The sequence below is a fragment of the Micromonospora sp. NPDC049102 genome, assembly GCF_043197485.1.
Taxonomy (GTDB): Bacteria; Actinomycetota; Actinomycetes; order Mycobacteriales; family Micromonosporaceae; genus Micromonospora.
Window position 1 is genome coordinate 8,017 of sequence record NZ_JBICTE010000048.1, and the last position, 16,991, is coordinate 25,007.

The window sequence follows — 16,991 nt, forward strand, 5'->3', positions numbered from 1 at the left end:
GGTCCGGGGACCGGGCGCAGCCGAGCACCAGGAGTACGCCCGAGGCGAGCGTCCCCTCGTTGCGATCCTCGCCCGGTCCGGGGACCGGGCGCAGCTCCTCGGCCATGTCCGCCCACGCCTGCTCCTTCGGAGCGTTGCGATCCTCGCCCGGTCCGGGGACCGGGCGCAGCCGGCCCGGCGGCTTCGGCATCGGCGGCGCACCGGTGTTGCGATCCTCGCCCGGTCCGGGGACCGGGCGCAGCGGCGTGCGCGATCAGCCGGGTCACGTTGGGGACACCGAGTTGCGATCCTCGCCCGGTCCGGGGACCGGGCGCAGCCGAGCACCAGGAGTACGCCCGAGGCGAGCGTCCCCTCGTTGCGATCCTCGCCCGGTCCGGGGACCGGGCGCAGCGGTACTTCAAGGGCAGTTGGGTCGAGGTGACGCCGGTGTTGCGATCCTCGCCCGGTCCGGGGACCGGGCGCAGCCTTCCAGGTCCCCTGCGACACCGCGGCGGCGGCGCGGTTGCGATCCTCGCCCGGTCCGGGGACCGGGCGCAGCCGGCGTCGCCAAGTTCAGCGAGGCCCGGCGCGAGCGCGTTGCGATCCTCGCCCGGTCCGGGGACCGGGCGCAGCGTGCTCACGTCCGGTCCCCGGATCGCTGCCAAGATCAAGTTGCGATCCTCGCCCGGTCCGGGGACCGGGCGCAGCAGCCGACCTCTTCGGCGGGCTCGTCCACCGCGACCCAGTTGCGATCCTCGCCCGGTCCGGGGACCGGGCGCAGCTGCGAGGGGGGCAAGGCAGGCTTGCCCCCCAATCCACGTTGCGATCCTCGCCCGGTCCGGGGACCGGGCGCAGCGGGACGAGGCTGGCGGTCTTGTGTGCCAAGGGAATCCGTTGCGATCCTCGCCCGGTCCGGGGACCGGGCGCAGCCGGCGACGACCTCGGCCACCGCCCCGTCCTTGCTGTTGTTGCGATCCTCGCCCGGTCCGGGGACCGGGCGCAGCCTTGTCGTCGTCGCGCAACGCGAACCGCACCTCGGAGTTGCGATCCTCGCCCGGTCCGGGGACCGGGCGCAGCTCGAGCGCGGAAACGCCGATGAAGATCCCACCGCCGGTGTTGCGATCCTCGCCCGGTCCGGGGACCGGGCGCAGCCGCAGCCCGGTGGACCCGACGCGCTGGTCTGGGCCGAGTTGCGATCCTCGCCCGGTCCGGGGACCGGGCGCAGCTCTCGCCGCCGGTGTACGCCCGGATTTGCCAGGCGCTGTTGCGATCCTCGCCCGGTCCGGGGACCGGGCGCAGCTGCCGTAATCGGACCCTAACGATGATCTTTCTTACGCGTTGCGATCCTCGCCCGGTCCGGGGACCGGGCGCAGCCGTCACGGGATTGCTCCACGACTGGCCGTGGGTCGAGTTGCGATCCTCGCCCGGTCCGGGGACCGGGCGCAGCCAGGTCTACTGATTACCGAATGGCGGGAGGCGCACGGGTTGCGATCCTCGCCCGGTCCGGGGACCGGGCGCAGCACCTGGCCGGCACGCAGGTCACCGTCACCGTGCAGCCGTTGCGATCCTCGCCCGGTCCGGGGACCGGGCGCAGCCCGGAGGCAACGGCTCCGGCACCGCCGCCGTGTACAAGGTTGCGATCCTCGCCCGGTCCGGGGACCGGGCGCAGCGGTGCCCAGAGCGCGAGTTGATCGCCGACGCGGATGTTGCGATCCTCGCCCGGTCCGGGGACCGGGCGCAGCTCGACCAGGCCGCCGCGCCGACGCCGCCCGCATCAAGGTTGCGATCCTCGCCCGGTCCGGGGACCGGGCGCAGCCCCTTCAAATGGGGCTTCAACCAGATCGCCCACGCGTGGTTGCGATCCTCGCCCGGTCCGGGGACCGGGCGCAGCCCCGCAGGTCTTTGCCGGCGGCGAGGTTGAGGGTGACGTTGCGATCCTCGCCCGGTCCGGGGACCGGGCGCAGCACCGCAGCCTCCGCTTCGGCGCCGAGGGGCACGTCGTCGTTGCGATCCTCGCCCGGTCCGGGGACCGGGCGCAGCCCCTGGGAACGTTCAAGCTGAAGGACTTCAGGGAGAGGTTGCGATCCTCGCCCGGTCCGGGGACCGGGCGCAGCCCCCGGGGTGTCACGGGCACCCGCCGACACGTTGCTGTTGCGATCCTCGCCCGGTCCGGGGACCGGGCGCAGCAACGGCACCCTTCTCCCACGCCTGTTCGACCAGCGCGTTGCGATCCTCGCCCGGTCCGGGGACCGGGCGCAGCTGCTTACTGTCATCGGCAAGCGTCCTCCCATGATCTACGTTGCGATCCTCGCCCGGTCCGGGGACCGGGCGCAGCCCGCATCGTTGGACCTGCGGCTGCTCGGCCTGGATCAGTTGCGATCCTCGCCCGGTCCGGGGACCGGGCGCAGCGGCTCGCGAACAGCCAATATTCAGGTCAATCGCTAGATTGATGTCGGCAGTCGTGCCAGATAATTCCGTTTTAATGCTATTTAGTGGTTAAGAACCTCCGCCTGGACGGATGGTCACTGGAGGTTCCTAGATCACGAACGGGCCGCGGGGGTCGACGTGTCGGGGTCGCCCCAGGTGTTCGACGTTGTCGAGTGCGTTGGCTGGGAGGCGATAGATGCGGATGCTGTCGCGGGTGGGATCGATGGCATCTTGCAGGGCTGCGACGAGTTTTACCTTGTCGGCGTCGCGGCAGACGACCTCGAAGACGGATTTCTGGACGCGGTGTCCGTACGCTTCGCAGATCTTGGCGACTTTCCTCAGCCGCTTCTGGCCTGCTGGGGTGATGGTTTCGACGTCGTAGGTGATGAGGATGTCCACGTCAGTTGACTGTCCAGGGGCGGTAGGTGTCGAGGTCTCCGCGGAGGTGCCGGGCGAGCAGGCGTGCTTGCACGAGCGGGAGAACGGCGCCTTCTATCTCGCGGTTGAGTTGGGGGTGTGGCCAGGCTCGTCGTCGTGCGGCCTGCCAGGCGTTGAGGGTGTTTTTTCGGCCGGTCTCGGTGAGCCGGTATGCGCCGTTGGGGAGCAGTTCGAAGTCGTCGGCGGAGAGTTCTCGTCGGTTGAGCAGGGTGAAGGCGAGCCGGTCGGCGAGGAGGGGGCGGAACTCTTCCATCAGGTCGAGTGCGAGTGCCGGCTTGGCTGGGCGGGTGGCGTGAAGGAACCCGATGTAGGGGTCGAGGCCGACGTGTTCGAGTGCGCCGTGTACGGCGACTCGGAGCATGCCGTAGAGGAACGACAGGAGGCAGTTGACGGGGTCGGTGGGTGGTCTTTTGGTTCGGCCGGTGCCGCGCCATTGCTTGTCGGTGACGAGGTATGGCAGGGCGGCGAAGTAGTCGTGTGCGGCGATGCCTTCGGTGCCGAGCACGCTGTCGAGGTTCTCGGCGCTCTTGAGCAGTTCCAGTCGTTGGGCGATGAGTTCCGCTGAGGCTCGTAGCGCGGTCTGCCGGTGACCGGATGTGTCGCGGCCGGCGCGGAGAAGGACTTGGCGGGAGTTGTGTATCTTGCCGGCGACCATGGCTTTGGCGATCTTGATCCGGTGGTCGTGGTTGTCGACGGCGCGGTGCTGGGCTTGTCGCAGGAGGGGGTTGCCGCTGGTGGGGCCGGCGACGCGGGCTCTGAATCGGCCCATGCCGGTGAGCCAGCTGACGGATCGGCCGTCGTCTGCGCAGCGCAGCAGCAGGTCGTCGGTGATGGTCACGCCGGCGAAGAGGACCAGGTGGTCGACTCGGCTCAGGGGCAGCAGGCGTCGTCCGGTCTGTTCTGGGTGGTAGACGCGGACGGTGTCGCCGTCGAGGTGCAGGCTGGTCCCCGGTGTTTGTACGTAGAGGGTGTTGAGGAGTTCAGTCACGCCACTGTCCCAACGGCCTGGGGGTGAAGAGGTCGGCTGCCGGTCGGGTCTGCCGGCCGTCGGTCATGTCGGGTAGGCAGTCGTCGCGCAGTGAGCACTTGCGGCATCGGGTGTCGTTGCGTGCCGCTGGTAGGTGTGGGGACGCGAGGAGACGCCGGATGGCCTCGGTCGCTTGCACTACCCGGCGCAGGAGGTCGGGGCTGATGGTGACCGGGTGGCGGCGGCGTTCGGCGACGGAGTAGATGTATCCGAGGGGTACGTCGAATCCGGCTTCGAGGAGGCAAAGGGCCTGGCCGGCGAGTTGGAGGTCAGCGGGCCCGTCTGGCTGGTAGCGGCCGACCTTGTATTCCACTGGGGTGGCGGTGGTGCCGGCGAATTCGACGACGTCGCAGATGCCTCTGAGGCCGTACACGGCGCTGCCCACGGGTAGGGAGCGGATGGTGGTGAGACCTGCCCGCCGGGTCAGGCCGGGCAGGTCCACCAGTCGATGGCTCAGATCGCCGCGTACGGTCTGCGCGCTGTCACCCCAGATGCCCTCGACGTGGATGAGCGCGGTCTGTCGGTGGCAGTAGGCGTAGTGCTCGAGTGCGGAGAGCGGGATCTCGGCGAGGGTGCCGTCGCCATCGGTCGTCGGGGTCACGGCCAGAGATTCACCAGTGGGGTGAACTCGATGCCCTCTGGGAGGTTGTCAGTGGCGAGGGTCAGTTGGTAGTCCAGGTGGTGCCGGGCGGGCTTTTCCGTGTTGGTGCGGCTGAGGGATACGCGTTCGGTGAGGCTGGCCGCCGGTGCGACGCCGAGGGCGTCGGGGTGGCTGAAGACGTACAGGCCGCAGAGTTTCATCTCGCCGCGGGTGGCGGAGCGGTCGTGGTCGAACATCAGGGTGATCGCCCGCCAGAAGACGGCGAGGTCGTCAGAGGTGACGCCCGTCTTCGCGGCAAGGGGGGCGGAGTAGAAGATTCGGGCTTGGTAGAGGCCGTAGGGCACGGTCCATTTCGAGCCCATCTCAGTCCGCTCACCCTTGTCGATGTCATCCTGGCGGGTTTGGGTGACCCGGGTGATGGCGTGATCGGTGGGGAGCACCGCGTCGACGCTGCGAGAAAAGGTGAGCTGCACCGGACCGCGCACCTGTCCGGCACCGCCCTTGGTGGTGCCCGTGCTGAGGACGGCGCCGAACATGCGGATGTCGAAGTAGTGCTCGCAGAGCCACCGCTGTGCCTCGTCGGCGCGGCCGGGGTTGGCCTTGAGGCCCTCCTCGATGCGGGTATTGAGGGCGTGGCCGGCCTCGACGAAAATCCCAAACTTCGGGTCGTCGCCGCGCATCAGGGCGACGGTGTCGCGGATCTTGCGCTTGATGGCGACGTCGGTGACCAGCCCCTGTCCGGTCTCGTCGTCGGTACGCGGCTGGTTACCGCCGTCGGGGTCGCCGTTGGGGTTACCGTCGGTGACGTCGAACAGGAGCACAGCGTCGTGGCGGCGGGCCGGGTCGAGGTGGGTGTCGCTCATTCGGCGTCTCCTTCGGTGGTGGGCTGGTCGTCCGAGGCGGGTGGCAGGTCAGTGTTCTTCTTCTTGGCGGCGGCCTCGATGCGCTCGGCGCGCATGGCGGCGCGTTGCTGGTGGAAGCCGAGGACGAACTGGGCCTTCTGCGCCAGGACGGCGGTGCTCGGAATCGAGTCCCGGCTCGTGTCGATCTGGGCGAAGATGTCGTCGAGTCGGTTGGCGTATGCCCTGGCCCAGCCCGGTTTGCGCAGCGGTCCACGTAGGCGGCGCAACCAGGCGGTCGAGGTCCGCTGCCCGTTGACCAGGACGACTCTCGGGTTGGTGATGGCGCGACCCATGTACCGCTCGGCGAAGGTGGTGTTCAGCGGCTGGTTCGCCGCGCGGAAAACCGTCTGCTGAAGGTCATCGAGAACGGCGAAGGCCCTGCCGGACAAGTAAGCGGGGTCGTTGTTGTCCAAGTTCAACGTGGGGGTCAGCCTTTCAAACTCGGCGGTTCGGCTTTCGGGATCGTCAAGTCGACGTGATCGGCGGCGCAGGCCGAGCCGGATCAAGGCCGCGCGTGCCGGATCGACCCGGCCGTCGGTGCGGATTCGGTTGAGCACATGGGTGAGCAGTCGCGGCGGCAGCGGGCTGTCGAGCAGCGCGGCCCGTAGCAGCGCGTGTTGCAGGCCGGGTGGGCGGTCCTCGCCCCTGGCGCCGAGTTTGACCCAACTGCCGGGGGCGCCACCTCGCCCGACCTGCCACCGGCCCGCAGCGCGGACCAGCTGGGTCAGCCGGACCTGGGTGACCTCGCCGGACCAGTCCGCGATCTCGTGATCGTCGATCCACGAACGGATATGGCCCTTGACCCGGGGCAGCGGCATCTCCACCCAGTCGCGGATCACGACCCGGGCGACGTTGCCGCCGACGGTCACCGAGCAGAACGTGGACAGGTCATCGTCGCCGGGATCGATGCCGTCGTGGGGGGTGGTGAGTAGGGCGCGGGCGTCTTCGAGGTCCGGGGCGTCCAGCGGGGCCATGGGGTCGAAGCGGGAGCCGCCGACCAACCACCAGGCCAGACGGGCGTTCTGCCCGGGTAGCGCGGTGCTGTGCCGTTCATCGGAGAGCACCGTCGTCAACGACGACATGAACGTCAGACCGCATGTGACACAGATCGGCGTGTGGGCCAGAAGTTTCGTCAGCTCATAGCCGTGGGACGCCTCGTTGACGCTCACCAGCGAGGCGCTCTGGGTGGCGCCGGGCAGCCACCGCCGCGGAATCTGCTGCGGGATTGTCTTGAGCAGGTCGCGGACCTGGCCGCAGACCAGGCAGTAACCGGCCCGGCCGAGCCCTTTACGCCCGGCGGCGACGCCCGCCCAGTACCGCTTCGCTGATTCGTGTTCGGTGGCGATCTGCCCGTCGACGACGAAGGCCACCATGTCGGCGCGGCTCCACGTCCCATCGGTGACGACCTTCGACGAGTGACCGCCAGCGTAGAAGGCGGCGATGGCAGGAGCTGGGCCGTCCGGCTCCGCGGCAGCCCAGTCCCGGATCAGCTCCCGAAACGCGGTGTGCTGCTTGGCCACCCGGTCGGCTTTGCCATCCTCGGCGACCCAGCCCAACACGTATTCGACGGTGTCAGCAGCCAGCGTCGGCGCGACCCCCACGGTACGAGTGACGTTTGGCATCCACCGCTCGATCCCGAAACGCTGCCCGGGTGTACCCGGATCCGCGAAATCGACCAACTCGACGTTGGCGGGCGTGCCGTCAGCGGCGATGTAGAGCAGGAACCGCACCGGCTTCCTGCCATAGAACGGTGGAGTCACCTCGCCACTGGACTCCGCGTACTCGACGAGCCGCTGCAACAACATCAGACACCCCCGCCCGGAAGGGCGAGTTCCATCCCCCGCTGCGGCACGTACAGAACCCCGGCCTGCACCCGGGCGGAGAACCACTCCATCCGAGGACTGCCGCCGCCGTCGCGGTGAATCGAGTGCAGCATGATGCCGATGTCCTCATGCAGATCGTGCTGGCGCTCGACCGTGGCGTCCGGCCAACCGAACTCCGCGCTGAACTCCCGCGTACCCAGGTAGGGGCGCTGGAAGCAGGCACCCCGGCGGACCCGGCGGCGCAACTGATCCCGGTACGCGGAAGCCGGCTTGTCCGCGTGCGGAGCCGGCACCATGTGCGCGTGGATGCGGTACGCCACGTCCCGCAGGCACACTGCGTTGCGTTGATCGCGATGCGCCACCGTGTCCACCCGGCGGGTGCCCTTGATCGCCTCCGCCAACGGTGCCACGTCCGTGGTCTCGTTGCGACGGATCGTGAACTGCCGGATCGGGCGGAGCACCTCGATCGCGACGATCTCGTAGCGAAATTCCGGCTTCCAGTAGATCGACTCCAGCACGCCCACCGCGGCGGGAGGCGTCATGACCGGGTAGCTCACCCGCTCCACCTTCAGCTCCGGGCGGGAGAACAGGGCGGCCTCACCTGCGACCTGAACCACCACGGGCAGGTCACCCTCGCGGCTCCGTCGCAGGGTCACCCCGTCGATCACATCCGTCGTCACAGCACGAACTCCTCGAAACTCGGGTCGAAGGTGATGCCAGTTGCCTCGTCGTATCCGCCGATCCACTCCACCAACCCGCCCAGCTGCACCTCATCGCCGAGGATCGGCCGCATGTACGCCGTCACCTCCGGGTTACGGAGGACACCGCTGTGCACGGTGGTGGTGTAGGCCTGAAGCTGACGCAGGTCATGCAGGTCCGGCACCGGCGCAGCGCGGATTTTTTCAATCAGGTCGACGAGCGCGCCGGACTCCGCGTCCGTCAACGCACCCTGTGGTGTCACGACCGAGATGCCCTCGTCGTGGATGAGCCGGAACGCCCGCTTACGGTCCCGGCCCCCGTCGGTCATCGGACCGTCAGAAACCGTCTGGAACGCCCACTGCTCACGGGCCTGCTGAATACGCTGTCCAATGTGGCTCGAATCCTCTAGATTCAGCGCGCCGTAGACGCGGTGGTAGTAGCTGGTCAGGGCCTTTACGTCGTCCGGATCAGCCTTGCCGGGCCCGAAACAGCTCTTCGCAACACCGACCAGCTTGTTGTACGCCTTAGGCTGCCCACCGTCTGACGCAGCGAAGATGACGACCCGTCCACGCTCCAAGCGCCCTTCCCGGTTGGCCCGACCGGCGGCCTGCAGCAATGAATCAGCCGGCGCCATCGCCCGATACACCAGCGGAAAGTCCAGGTCCACGCCCGCTTCCACCAGCTGCGTCGCCGCCAGGAGCACTCGCTCACCGGCACGTAACCGCCGGATCACCACCTCCAGCACCCGCCGCCGATGCGCCGGGCACATCCGCGTCGACAGATGCCAGGCGACATCACCGAAGCCTTCCTCCTGCCAACGCTCATACACCGTCCGCGCATCCGCAGTCGTGTTCACCACGACCATCGCCGACGCACCACCGTCGCCGCTGGCGGCCAGCCCGACGCTGGCGTCATCAGCGATGTCAGCCAAGGTCAGACCTGCGTCCAGCCGCCACTCATACGACACACGCCGCATCTTCTCGTTCAGCACCGACACTTCCGAGACCAACTCGAACCGGTCCAGGTCCTCGAAGGTCTGCAACGCCCAGAAATCAGGCTGGGTAGCCGACGACAGCAGAACCGTCGTCCCAAAGTGCTCCACCAGCAGACGCAGGCCGTCCAGGATCGGTACGAGCATGTCGTGCGGCAGCGCCTGAATCTCGTCCAGCACGATCACCGACCCCGCCAGCCGATGCACCCGGCGCATCGCCGACGGCTTACGGGCGTAGAGGGACTCGAACAGACGCACAAACGTCGTCACCACGAACGGCGCATCCCAGTTCTCCGCGGCCTGACGCGCCCAACGCCCAGCCGTAGGAGCATCGAAATCCACCTGGCTGTGATGCTCCAACACCACCGGCTCCGCACCATCCTCGTCGAGCATTTGCCGGTAGACATCGGCGTTCTGCTCGGTGATGGTCAAGAACGGCACCGCGACGATCACCCGACGCAGATCGCGCCGCTGCGCGTGACGCAGCGCGAAACCAGCCGCGGCAAGCGTCTTCCCAACCCCAGTCGGCGCGTGCAACCGGAACATCCCGGTAGGTCGCTCAGCGGCGGCGAGAGACTCCGCGTAAACCTGCTCTCGTAGCCCATCGATCGGCGACGGCGGACGCTGCGCAAGCGCCTCCGCCCGACGTCGCTCGAACCGGGCGAACAGGTGGCTAAAATCGGCGTCCGGGCGCACCCTCGCAGCGGCGAGCTGATGGTGGTGCGCGTGAGTATCCAACCCATCGGCGTCAACCAGAGCGCTGTAGCACAGCCGCAACGCCATCTCCCCCATCAGCGGATCCTGCTGCCAACGCTCAGGCAACGCAGCACTCAGGTCGGCAGGCAAGTCCGGCAGCAGACGGGACAGGGCAGCCTCCGCCGACGCCACATTCCGCGGGTTATCCCTCAACACAGCCATCAACTTCTTCTTGAAGTCGCCCTGGTCCAGGAGCCCACCATGATGCCCGAAAATACCGAAAGCGAACCGACCTAGACCACGGTCCCACGCGACTCGAGTGCCGAACGCCTTGTGATCGATGCCGACTCGGCCGCCACCAGCGGCAACCTTCGATAACCGCTCCTGCCATGCGCAACTGGCCTTGCCACAGTCATGCAGCAAACCCAGCCAATACGCCAGATCGCCGCCCCCGAAGGGTGCCGCGAAACGCCGAGCAAGGGTGGCCGTACCGCGCAGGTGATCTTCGAGAGAGTGCCACACCTCAGTACCAGGAGCAGGGCTATGCGCCCACAACGGATCTTCAGCTCTCACACGCAGTCCCGGACTCGATACCCAATACGGACGACCCATAGAGCCATCAGCCCTCGAAGGAGTCAACGCCGTGCCTGCGATCTGTCCGATAGTTGTCTGGGCGATGCGGGCCGGGGCTACCCGGCCCGCAAGGACACGCCCACGGCGGTTCCTACCGCTGACACCATTACGGTATTTCGACCCTCGGCACCGACTTGCACACCGGGCACCGCAGCCCCACAGAGGAGGACCAGTGGTCGCCATCAACCACCGGCAACCACTATAACGAGGCGGTAGGGGCGCTACTTCGCCGTAAGGGTATGAGCTGTTGGGGCGCTACTTCACCGTTAAGGTATCCGAGCAGTAGGACCGACAGGTGCCAGAGCTTGCCTCCATAAAGGACAACATGCCAAGATGGCGGCGCATGCATTCGATGGCACTGCCACGGCCCTGGCCGCCCCCGCTCGATGAGTAGGGGCGGCCCGCTGTTAGCGCAGCGGGCCGCCGTGCCTCCCCCACTCGGATCTCGAGGAGACTAGATGAGCCTAGGCCAACTGCCCCTGATTACCGTTTCGGACCCGCATGATCGGAACCCTGATCCCCAACTTCCCCTCAAGTGGGCGCTGATTCTCAGCATCAGTGGGGCCTGCAGTGTCGTGGTTGGCACTCTGCAAGGGCTCCCGGCTGGGCTTCTTGCATTCCTGGCCGCCCTCGGGCTGACGTATCGGATTGTCCAAGACCGGTGACTGAGCTGTGGACGGGTCATAGGCATGACCCGTCCACACTCCTCGCAACTGGTTTGCACGACGAGGAGCGCCAAGACCACACCGTGCCATCAGTGAGGCGGTCGTTCGGGCAGCTCACCTCTTCGGTCTTGCGTCTGGGTCCTGCTCAGCGCTGGACCTGGCGACATCACCGCACCGACCCCGCAGTGACGCGCTGCAATCCTCGCCTGGTCCGGGGACCGGGCGCAGCACCGGCCGGTGGGGCGATGCGTTCGTTGACCCAGCCGTTGCGATCCTCGCCCGTTCGGGAACCGGGCGCAGCGCTGGATGCAGGACGCCGCCAGCGTCAACGCTCACCTCATTTCGATCCTCGACCGGTCCGGGGACCGGGCGCAGCCTGGCATCCCGCCAAGCCCGGATGGAGCCAGTGACGAAGTTGCGATCCTCGCCCAGTTCGAGGGACCGGGCGCAGCCCTTCCGCCCGGATACCGGCCGGGCGGCGGAAATAGGGTTGCGATTCTCGCCCGGTCCGAGGATCGGGCGCAGCGGTATTCGGCAGGGGTGGTGCCGATCAGGCGAGGCAGGTTGCGATCCTCGCCCAGTCCGGGAACCGGGCGCAGCGCTCAGGCCGGAGAGACTCCGAGCGAGACGACGAACAGGCTGCGACCCTCGCCCGGTCCGCGGACTGTCGGGCCGGGCGCAGCCGGCGCCGAGAAGGTTAGGGACTGTGCGGGTTGACGTTGCGATCCTCGCCCGGTCCGAGAACCGGGCGCAGCGTCGTACGCCGCGCGGGTCTCGCGTGCCCGCTCCATGTTGCGTTCCTCGCCCGGTCCGAAAACCGGGCGCAGCCTGGTTTTTCCTCACGCTGGTGTCCGCGGGCAGCTGGCACCCTGACCGGAATTGCTATCCTCGCCCGGATCCGAGGACCGGGCGCAGCGAGTCCCAGCAGGGTGACCGATGCCACGAGCACCGAATTGCGATCCCTGCCCAGTCCCGGGACCGGACGCAGCTGGAGCGGTTCCTGCCGAACAGGCAGATCAACCACATCATTGCGATCCTCGCCCGGTCCGATACCCGGGCGCAGCCTGAGCCGAACACGGTAGAGCGGTTCGAGATTCCGCTGTTGCGATCCTCGCCCGGTCCGGGGACCGGGCGCAGCCCCACCCGCCGGCCGGCTTCCCGATGTTCGCGATCCGGTTGCGATCCTCGCCCGGTCCGGGAACCGGGCGCAGCATGTACCTGGCCGAGTCGACAGCGCCGCACGTCAACGTTGCGATCCTCGCCCGGTCCGGGGACCGGGCGCAGCGAGTGGGAAGCGATGACCCCCACGCAGCGCGCAAAGGTTGCGATCCTCGCCCGGTCCGGGGACCGGGCGCAACTCCTGGCCGTCGACGGCCACGGTCACCCGAAGGCCGTGTTGCGATCCTCGCCCGGTCCGGGGACCGCGCGCAACGGGGCCGACGTTGGCGGGCGTGATCGACCCAATCGCGTTGTGATCCTCGCCCGGTCCGAGAACCGGGCGCAGCCTGGGTGCCGCGCAGTTTGGTGCGCTGACACCCCATCGTTGCGATCCTCGCCCGGTCCGGGAACCGAGAGCAGCGCTCGTGCGGCCGCGCACCCACTCGGTCGGCACGTGTTGCGATCCTCGCCCGGTCCGAGAACCGGGCGCAGCCGGCGGCGCACGATCAGCACCACCACGGCGAACACCACGTTGCGATCCTCCCCCGGTCCGAGAACCGGGCGCAGCCCGTCGGGGGCCTGCGCGGGCGACCAGATCCAAATCGAATTGCGATCCTCGCTCGGTCCGGGGACCGGGCGCAGCCCGACGGCATCACGCCGGCTGACATGGCCAAGGCGATGTTGCGATCCTCGCCCGGTCCGGGGACCGGGCGCAGCCGCCGACAGCGCCGCCGGCGCGATGTCTACCTCCACGTTGCGATCCTCGCCCGGTCCGGGGACCGGGCGCAGCGGTGCGCCGTTCAAACGAGGACTGGGTCCACCTGACGTTGCGATCCTCGCCCGGTCCGAGGACCGGGCGCAGCTGGGGTTGCGCTTCCGCCAGGTGGCCAGGACGGCGTAGTTGCGATCCTCGCCCGGTCCGAGGACCGGGCGCAGCACTGCACGTACCGGACCCGCTGCACGGTCTCCTTGCCGTTGCGATCCTCGCCCGGTCCGAGGACCGGGCGCAGCCGCGTACCAGGAGGCCCGGTCCCGGTCGGTTGACCCGTTGCGATCCTCGCCCGGTCCAAGGACCGGGCGCAGCGCGCCGCACCTGGCCGCGTCCTGCGGCACCGGCTCGGGTTGCGATCCTCGCCCGGTCCGGGGACCGGGCGCAGCGTGGGCTGATCGATGGCCGACATCGACTGGGTGTGGATGTTGCGATCCTCGCCCGGTCCGGGGACCGGGCGCAGCCCGCGACGATGGCCGGCGACACGGCGTCCAGTTCGGTGTTGCGATTCTCGCCCGGTCCGAGGACCGGGCGCAGCCTCCAACCAGCGGCCGCCCGCGTAGACGGCGCCCGAGTTGCGATCCTCGCCCGGTCCCAGGACCGGGCGCAGCGTGCTCACGTCCGGCCCCCGCATCGCTGCCAAGATCAAGTTGCGATCCTCGCCCGGTCCGAGGACCGGGCGCAGCCAGCCGGCCTGCCCGTTCACCCGCCCCCGGGTACGACGTTGCGATCCTCGCCCGGTCCGAGGACCGGGCGCAGCCGCCGACCGGGTGTCTAGGACACGGGATGGAGACCCCGTTGCGATCCTCGCCCGGTCCGAGGACCGGGCGCAGCCCGTCCGCCACAGCCGGCCTGCCCGCTTCCGAACGGGTTGCGATCCTCGCCCGGTCCGAGGACCGGGCGCAGCCGCACCGGGCGCGGTAGCCGGTGTGGCCATCCCACCCGTTGCGATCCTCGCCCGGTCCGGGGACCGGGCGCAGCAGTCCGTCAGGGTCAACCGTGACGGGTCGGTCCGGAAGTTGCGATCCTCGCCCGGTCCGGGGACCGGGCGCAGCGAGGCGCAGATCCGCCAGGTGATCGCCTACGCCCGCGTTGCGATCCTCGCCCGGTCCGGGGACCGGGCGCAGCTTCGCGCGGTCGGGCTGCCGGTGATCCCGACGTACAGGTTGCGATCCTCGCCCGGTCCGAGGACCGGGCGCAGCACAAGACGCTGGAGGCGCAGAAGCACGAGATGCCGTGGTTGCGATCCTCGCCCGGTCCGAGGACCGGGCGCAGCGTCGTCGACACCGGGTGCGCCGCCTGCGGTGAGCCTGTTGCGATCCTCGCCCGGTCCGAGGACCGGGCGCAGCGCGGCGCAGGTCCGGCTGCGCCGCGCCGCGGGAAACCGGAGTTGCGATCCTCGCTCGGTCCGAGGACCGGACGCAGCCATTCACCCGGAGATGGAGCGCCGATACGCGGAGTGGTTGCGATCCTCGCCCGGTCCGAGGACCGGGCGCAGCTCCTACTTCCGGGACCTGTTCCGGGCCCAGCACATGTTGCGATCCTCGCCCGGTCCGAGGACCGGGCGCAGCGGTGAGCGCCTTCCGGTTGCTCTCGGGGCAGATGTAGTTGCGATCCTCGCCCGGTCCGAGGACCGGGCGCAGCCTCCGGGCTTGTGACCGTACGGCCAGACCCGGGTTAGGTTGCGATCCTCGCCCGGTCCGGGGACCGGACGCAGCGGGGACGGCCGGGCCGCCGACGCCCGCGCGGTGATGTTGCGATCCTCGCCCGGTCCGGGGACCGGGCGCAGCCGCCGACCGGGTGTCTAGGACACGGGATGGAGACCCCGTTGCGATCCTCGCCCGGTCCGAGGACCGGGCGCAGCCGCCACCCTGGCCGCGAGGTCGCTATCACCGTCGAGTTGCGATCCTCGCCCGGTCCGAGGACCGGGCGCAGCCTCGGTATCTCGGCCAGACGCCAGCCTCGAATGCTGGGCGCAGTCCCGCCGGTCAAAGAACCGGGTGTAGCCGCCGGACGGGTCGTCGACGGCAATTGGAGCTGGTTGCTGCGGTCCTCGCCCGGTCCGGAGAAATGACGTGATCTCAACAAGAATTTGGTAGGCGCGACGCCAGGACACCGACAACGGCGGACAGACCCAGCACCCGAAGCTCACTTCAGCCGAAGAATACTGCCCATGGACTAGCGAGCCCTCTCAGCTAGCAGCGTCGATCAGCGCTCGTCCGAGGTAATCGCCCGCAGATCCGCTCATCCCCGGCAGGACGAAGAAATAACCGCCGCCGACTGGCAACACGTACCGGTCGAGGGCCTCACCCGCCAAACGACGCTGCACGGTGGCGAACCCACGCTCCACATCCTGCTGGAAGCAAACGAACAACATTCCCTCGTCCCGCCGCCCCGCCGCGTCCACCCCACCTCGATACGAGTAACCCCGACGCAAGATCCGACTACCAGCGGTCTCCGGCGTACGCGGATTCGCCCGCCGAATATGAGCATCTAACGCGATCAGCTGCCCCGACGGGTCCGCTCGGTAATCGAAACTCTCGGCCTCCCCGCTGAGGGGAACACCGTCCGCCTTACGACGGCCAAACACTGCCTCCTGCCGACCTACTGACTCACCGTCCCACAGCGCCGTCGCGAACCGGATGACCCGCACCACCTGATACGTGCCACCCGCCGTCCACACCGGCTCACCACCACCGTTGCCCACCCACACCAACCGATCCATCTCGGCCTCGTCACGAACGTCCGGGTTACCCGCACCCTCCCGAAATCCGAACAGATTCCGGTCACTGGCCCGCCCAGCCTCGGTCACCGCGTTCTCATCACGGAACCCTTCGACCCGCCACCGCGGCACAAGATCCGCCCCGGCGAGCTCATCGACCACCGACCGCGCCGTTGCCGCATCAACCGCCCCCACCTGCAACAACAGATCACCATGACAACGCGCCGGATCCAACACATCATTCGGAAACACCGGCATCTCCACCAACCCACGCGGCCTGTGCCCGCCCAGACCGAATCGGGTATCGAACAACGACGCACCGACCGCTACCGTCACCTCAACCAGTCGCCCCACCCCCGCAAACCGGCCCACCACCTGACCGACAGCCACGCTCAACCGACGCAACACGTCTGCAAGCGCACCAAGATCCCCAACCCGAACGTCGAACGCGGCCAACACCGCACCAGCAGGCGGCAACGTCACCACCCCAAACTGACGCCCAACTACCACCTCCCCTGCCGGGCTAGGGTCGTCAGCCCGAAATCCGGCAACCAACCAAGCCACCGCACCCGAACCAACGACAACCCCGGCACCAGCCAGCACGGCCCTACGCGACCCCGACAAGCCAGCCCGCCCACCAACCAACACCAATTCGCCTCCCCACGACCACGGATGATGCACTCGCGCCAGGTCCAGCAATTCCTAGAAGGCGAATGGTTTGCACGAGCGGGCTACCCTCGACCACCTAATCGTCGGAAAGTTCATCCGCTCGTCGGACGACATATTCACCAAATTTCTCCTCGGGAGTCCCATATCGAAGCAAACGAACCGACTCAATGCTACCGTCGAGCACTGGTCGGAAACGACAGATTTCCGTTGCAGCATCGACAAGTATTGCGACCCGCGACCCGGCAGCACACTTCCAGCGGAATTCGGGGTCGCTGCCCAGGTGGTCGAGGTCGGGCTACTCCTTTTCCGCCTCGGCCACGAAGACTCCGACTCCTGGCCGGCCAACCAGAACCCTCCGCTCGACCAACTCACGCACAGCTTGGTTGACGGTCGACTGGGCCACTGCGTACTGCTCAGCCAACTCGCGGCGGCTGGGTAGCCGCGATCCAGGGAGGAACTCATTACGATCAATCCTCGCAATGATGTCGTTGACCAAATTTTCGATGTTCGGATGCACGTCCACCTCTGGCAATTCATCGATTCTTCTAGGTCCGAACACGACAGGGCTAGGCCTAGGCACCCGCGGAGCCCCGCCTTGAGTGGAGGTACCTCCACAAAGCTTCTACCCTGCACGCCACATGCCAGAGCGCCGCGCCTGACCAGTTGAGCGAGTCGCGCCGCTATGTCGCCAGAGCACCAGGGCGGACAGCGCCATGCAACAGCTAACATCTCATCCGCGCCCAGTCCACCGCGACCTGCCAGCGAGGACGCGTATCTCGTCGTGTCGAGACC

9 protein-coding genes and 2 CRISPR repeat arrays are annotated in these 16,991 nt (G+C 68.3%); all 9 genes read right to left on the bottom strand.

What is annotated here, in order from left to right:
• Positions 1 to 57 precede the first annotated feature (57 nt).
• Positions 58 to 2,388: direct repeats of the CRISPR family, unit length 37 nt; unit sequence GTTGCGATCCTCGCCCGGTCCGGGGACCGGGCGCAGC.
• A 126-nt stretch (positions 2,389 to 2,514) separates the two neighbouring features.
• The gene (cas2, locus tag ACGFH9_RS29585; RefSeq protein WP_393225759.1) at positions 2,515 to 2,805 is read right to left on the bottom strand and encodes a CRISPR-associated endonuclease Cas2; all 291 of its coding nucleotides are present in this window, start codon (positions 2,803 to 2,805) and stop codon (positions 2,515 to 2,517) included.
• Position 2,806: 1 nt separating this feature from the next.
• On the bottom strand, positions 2,807 to 3,832 hold the full coding sequence (cas1c, locus tag ACGFH9_RS29590; RefSeq protein WP_393225761.1) for a type I-C CRISPR-associated endonuclease Cas1c: 1,026 nt from the start codon (positions 3,830 to 3,832) through the stop codon (positions 2,807 to 2,809).
• Positions 3,825 to 4,472 carry a CRISPR-associated protein Cas4 gene (gene cas4, locus ACGFH9_RS29595; RefSeq protein ID WP_393225764.1) on the bottom strand — a complete coding sequence of 216 codons (648 nt, stop codon included), beginning with the start codon at positions 4,470 to 4,472 and terminating at the stop codon, positions 3,825 to 3,827. Before cas4 ends, cas1c begins: the two co-directional genes overlap by 8 nt.
• Entirely contained in the window at positions 4,469 to 5,335 is an 867-nt protein-coding gene (gene cas7c / locus ACGFH9_RS29600) for a type I-C CRISPR-associated protein Cas7/Csd2 (protein ID WP_393225767.1), read from the bottom strand. The genes cas4 and cas7c overlap by 4 nt, the downstream gene beginning before the upstream one ends.
• Complete coding sequence (gene cas8c, locus ACGFH9_RS29605) at positions 5,332 to 7,179, bottom strand: type I-C CRISPR-associated protein Cas8c/Csd1 (protein ID WP_393225770.1); 1,848 nt, start codon at positions 7,177 to 7,179, stop codon at positions 5,332 to 5,334. The genes cas7c and cas8c overlap by 4 nt, the downstream gene beginning before the upstream one ends.
• Positions 7,179 to 7,865 (bottom strand): type I-C CRISPR-associated protein Cas5c, encoded by a 687-nt coding sequence (gene cas5c / locus ACGFH9_RS29610; protein ID WP_393225797.1) that lies wholly within the window; start codon positions 7,863 to 7,865, stop codon positions 7,179 to 7,181. Before cas5c ends, cas8c begins: the two co-directional genes overlap by 1 nt.
• An 8-nt stretch (positions 7,866 to 7,873) precedes the next feature.
• Positions 7,874 to 10,105, bottom strand: a complete 2,232-nt coding sequence (cas3, locus tag ACGFH9_RS29615) for a CRISPR-associated helicase Cas3' (RefSeq protein WP_393225772.1) — start codon at positions 10,103 to 10,105, stop codon at positions 7,874 to 7,876.
• Between the two features lie 968 nt (positions 10,106 to 11,073).
• A CRISPR array of direct repeats spans positions 11,074 to 14,731; the repeat unit is 22 nt; unit sequence GTTGCGATCCTCGCCCGGTCCG.
• Between the two features lie 268 nt (positions 14,732 to 14,999).
• A complete protein-coding gene (locus ACGFH9_RS29620) occupies positions 15,000 to 16,013 on the bottom strand; it encodes a Dyp-type peroxidase (RefSeq protein ID WP_393225775.1) in 1,014 nt (337 codons plus the stop codon).
• Between the two features lie 481 nt (positions 16,014 to 16,494).
• A complete protein-coding gene (locus ACGFH9_RS29625; RefSeq protein ID WP_393225778.1) occupies positions 16,495 to 16,779 on the bottom strand; it encodes a winged helix-turn-helix domain-containing protein in 285 nt (94 codons plus the stop codon).
• Between the last annotated feature and the right edge of the window lie 212 nt (positions 16,780 to 16,991).

What these genes read in the sequence shown, in the direction of transcription:
- cas7c (WP_393225767.1), bottom strand. Translation starts at nt 5,335, where the DNA reads ATGAGCGACACCCACCTCGACCCGGCCCGCCGCCACGACGCTGTGCTC.
- cas8c (WP_393225770.1), bottom strand. Translation starts at nt 7,179, where the DNA reads ATGTTGTTGCAGCGGCTCGTCGAGTACGCGGAGTCCAGTGGCGAGGTG.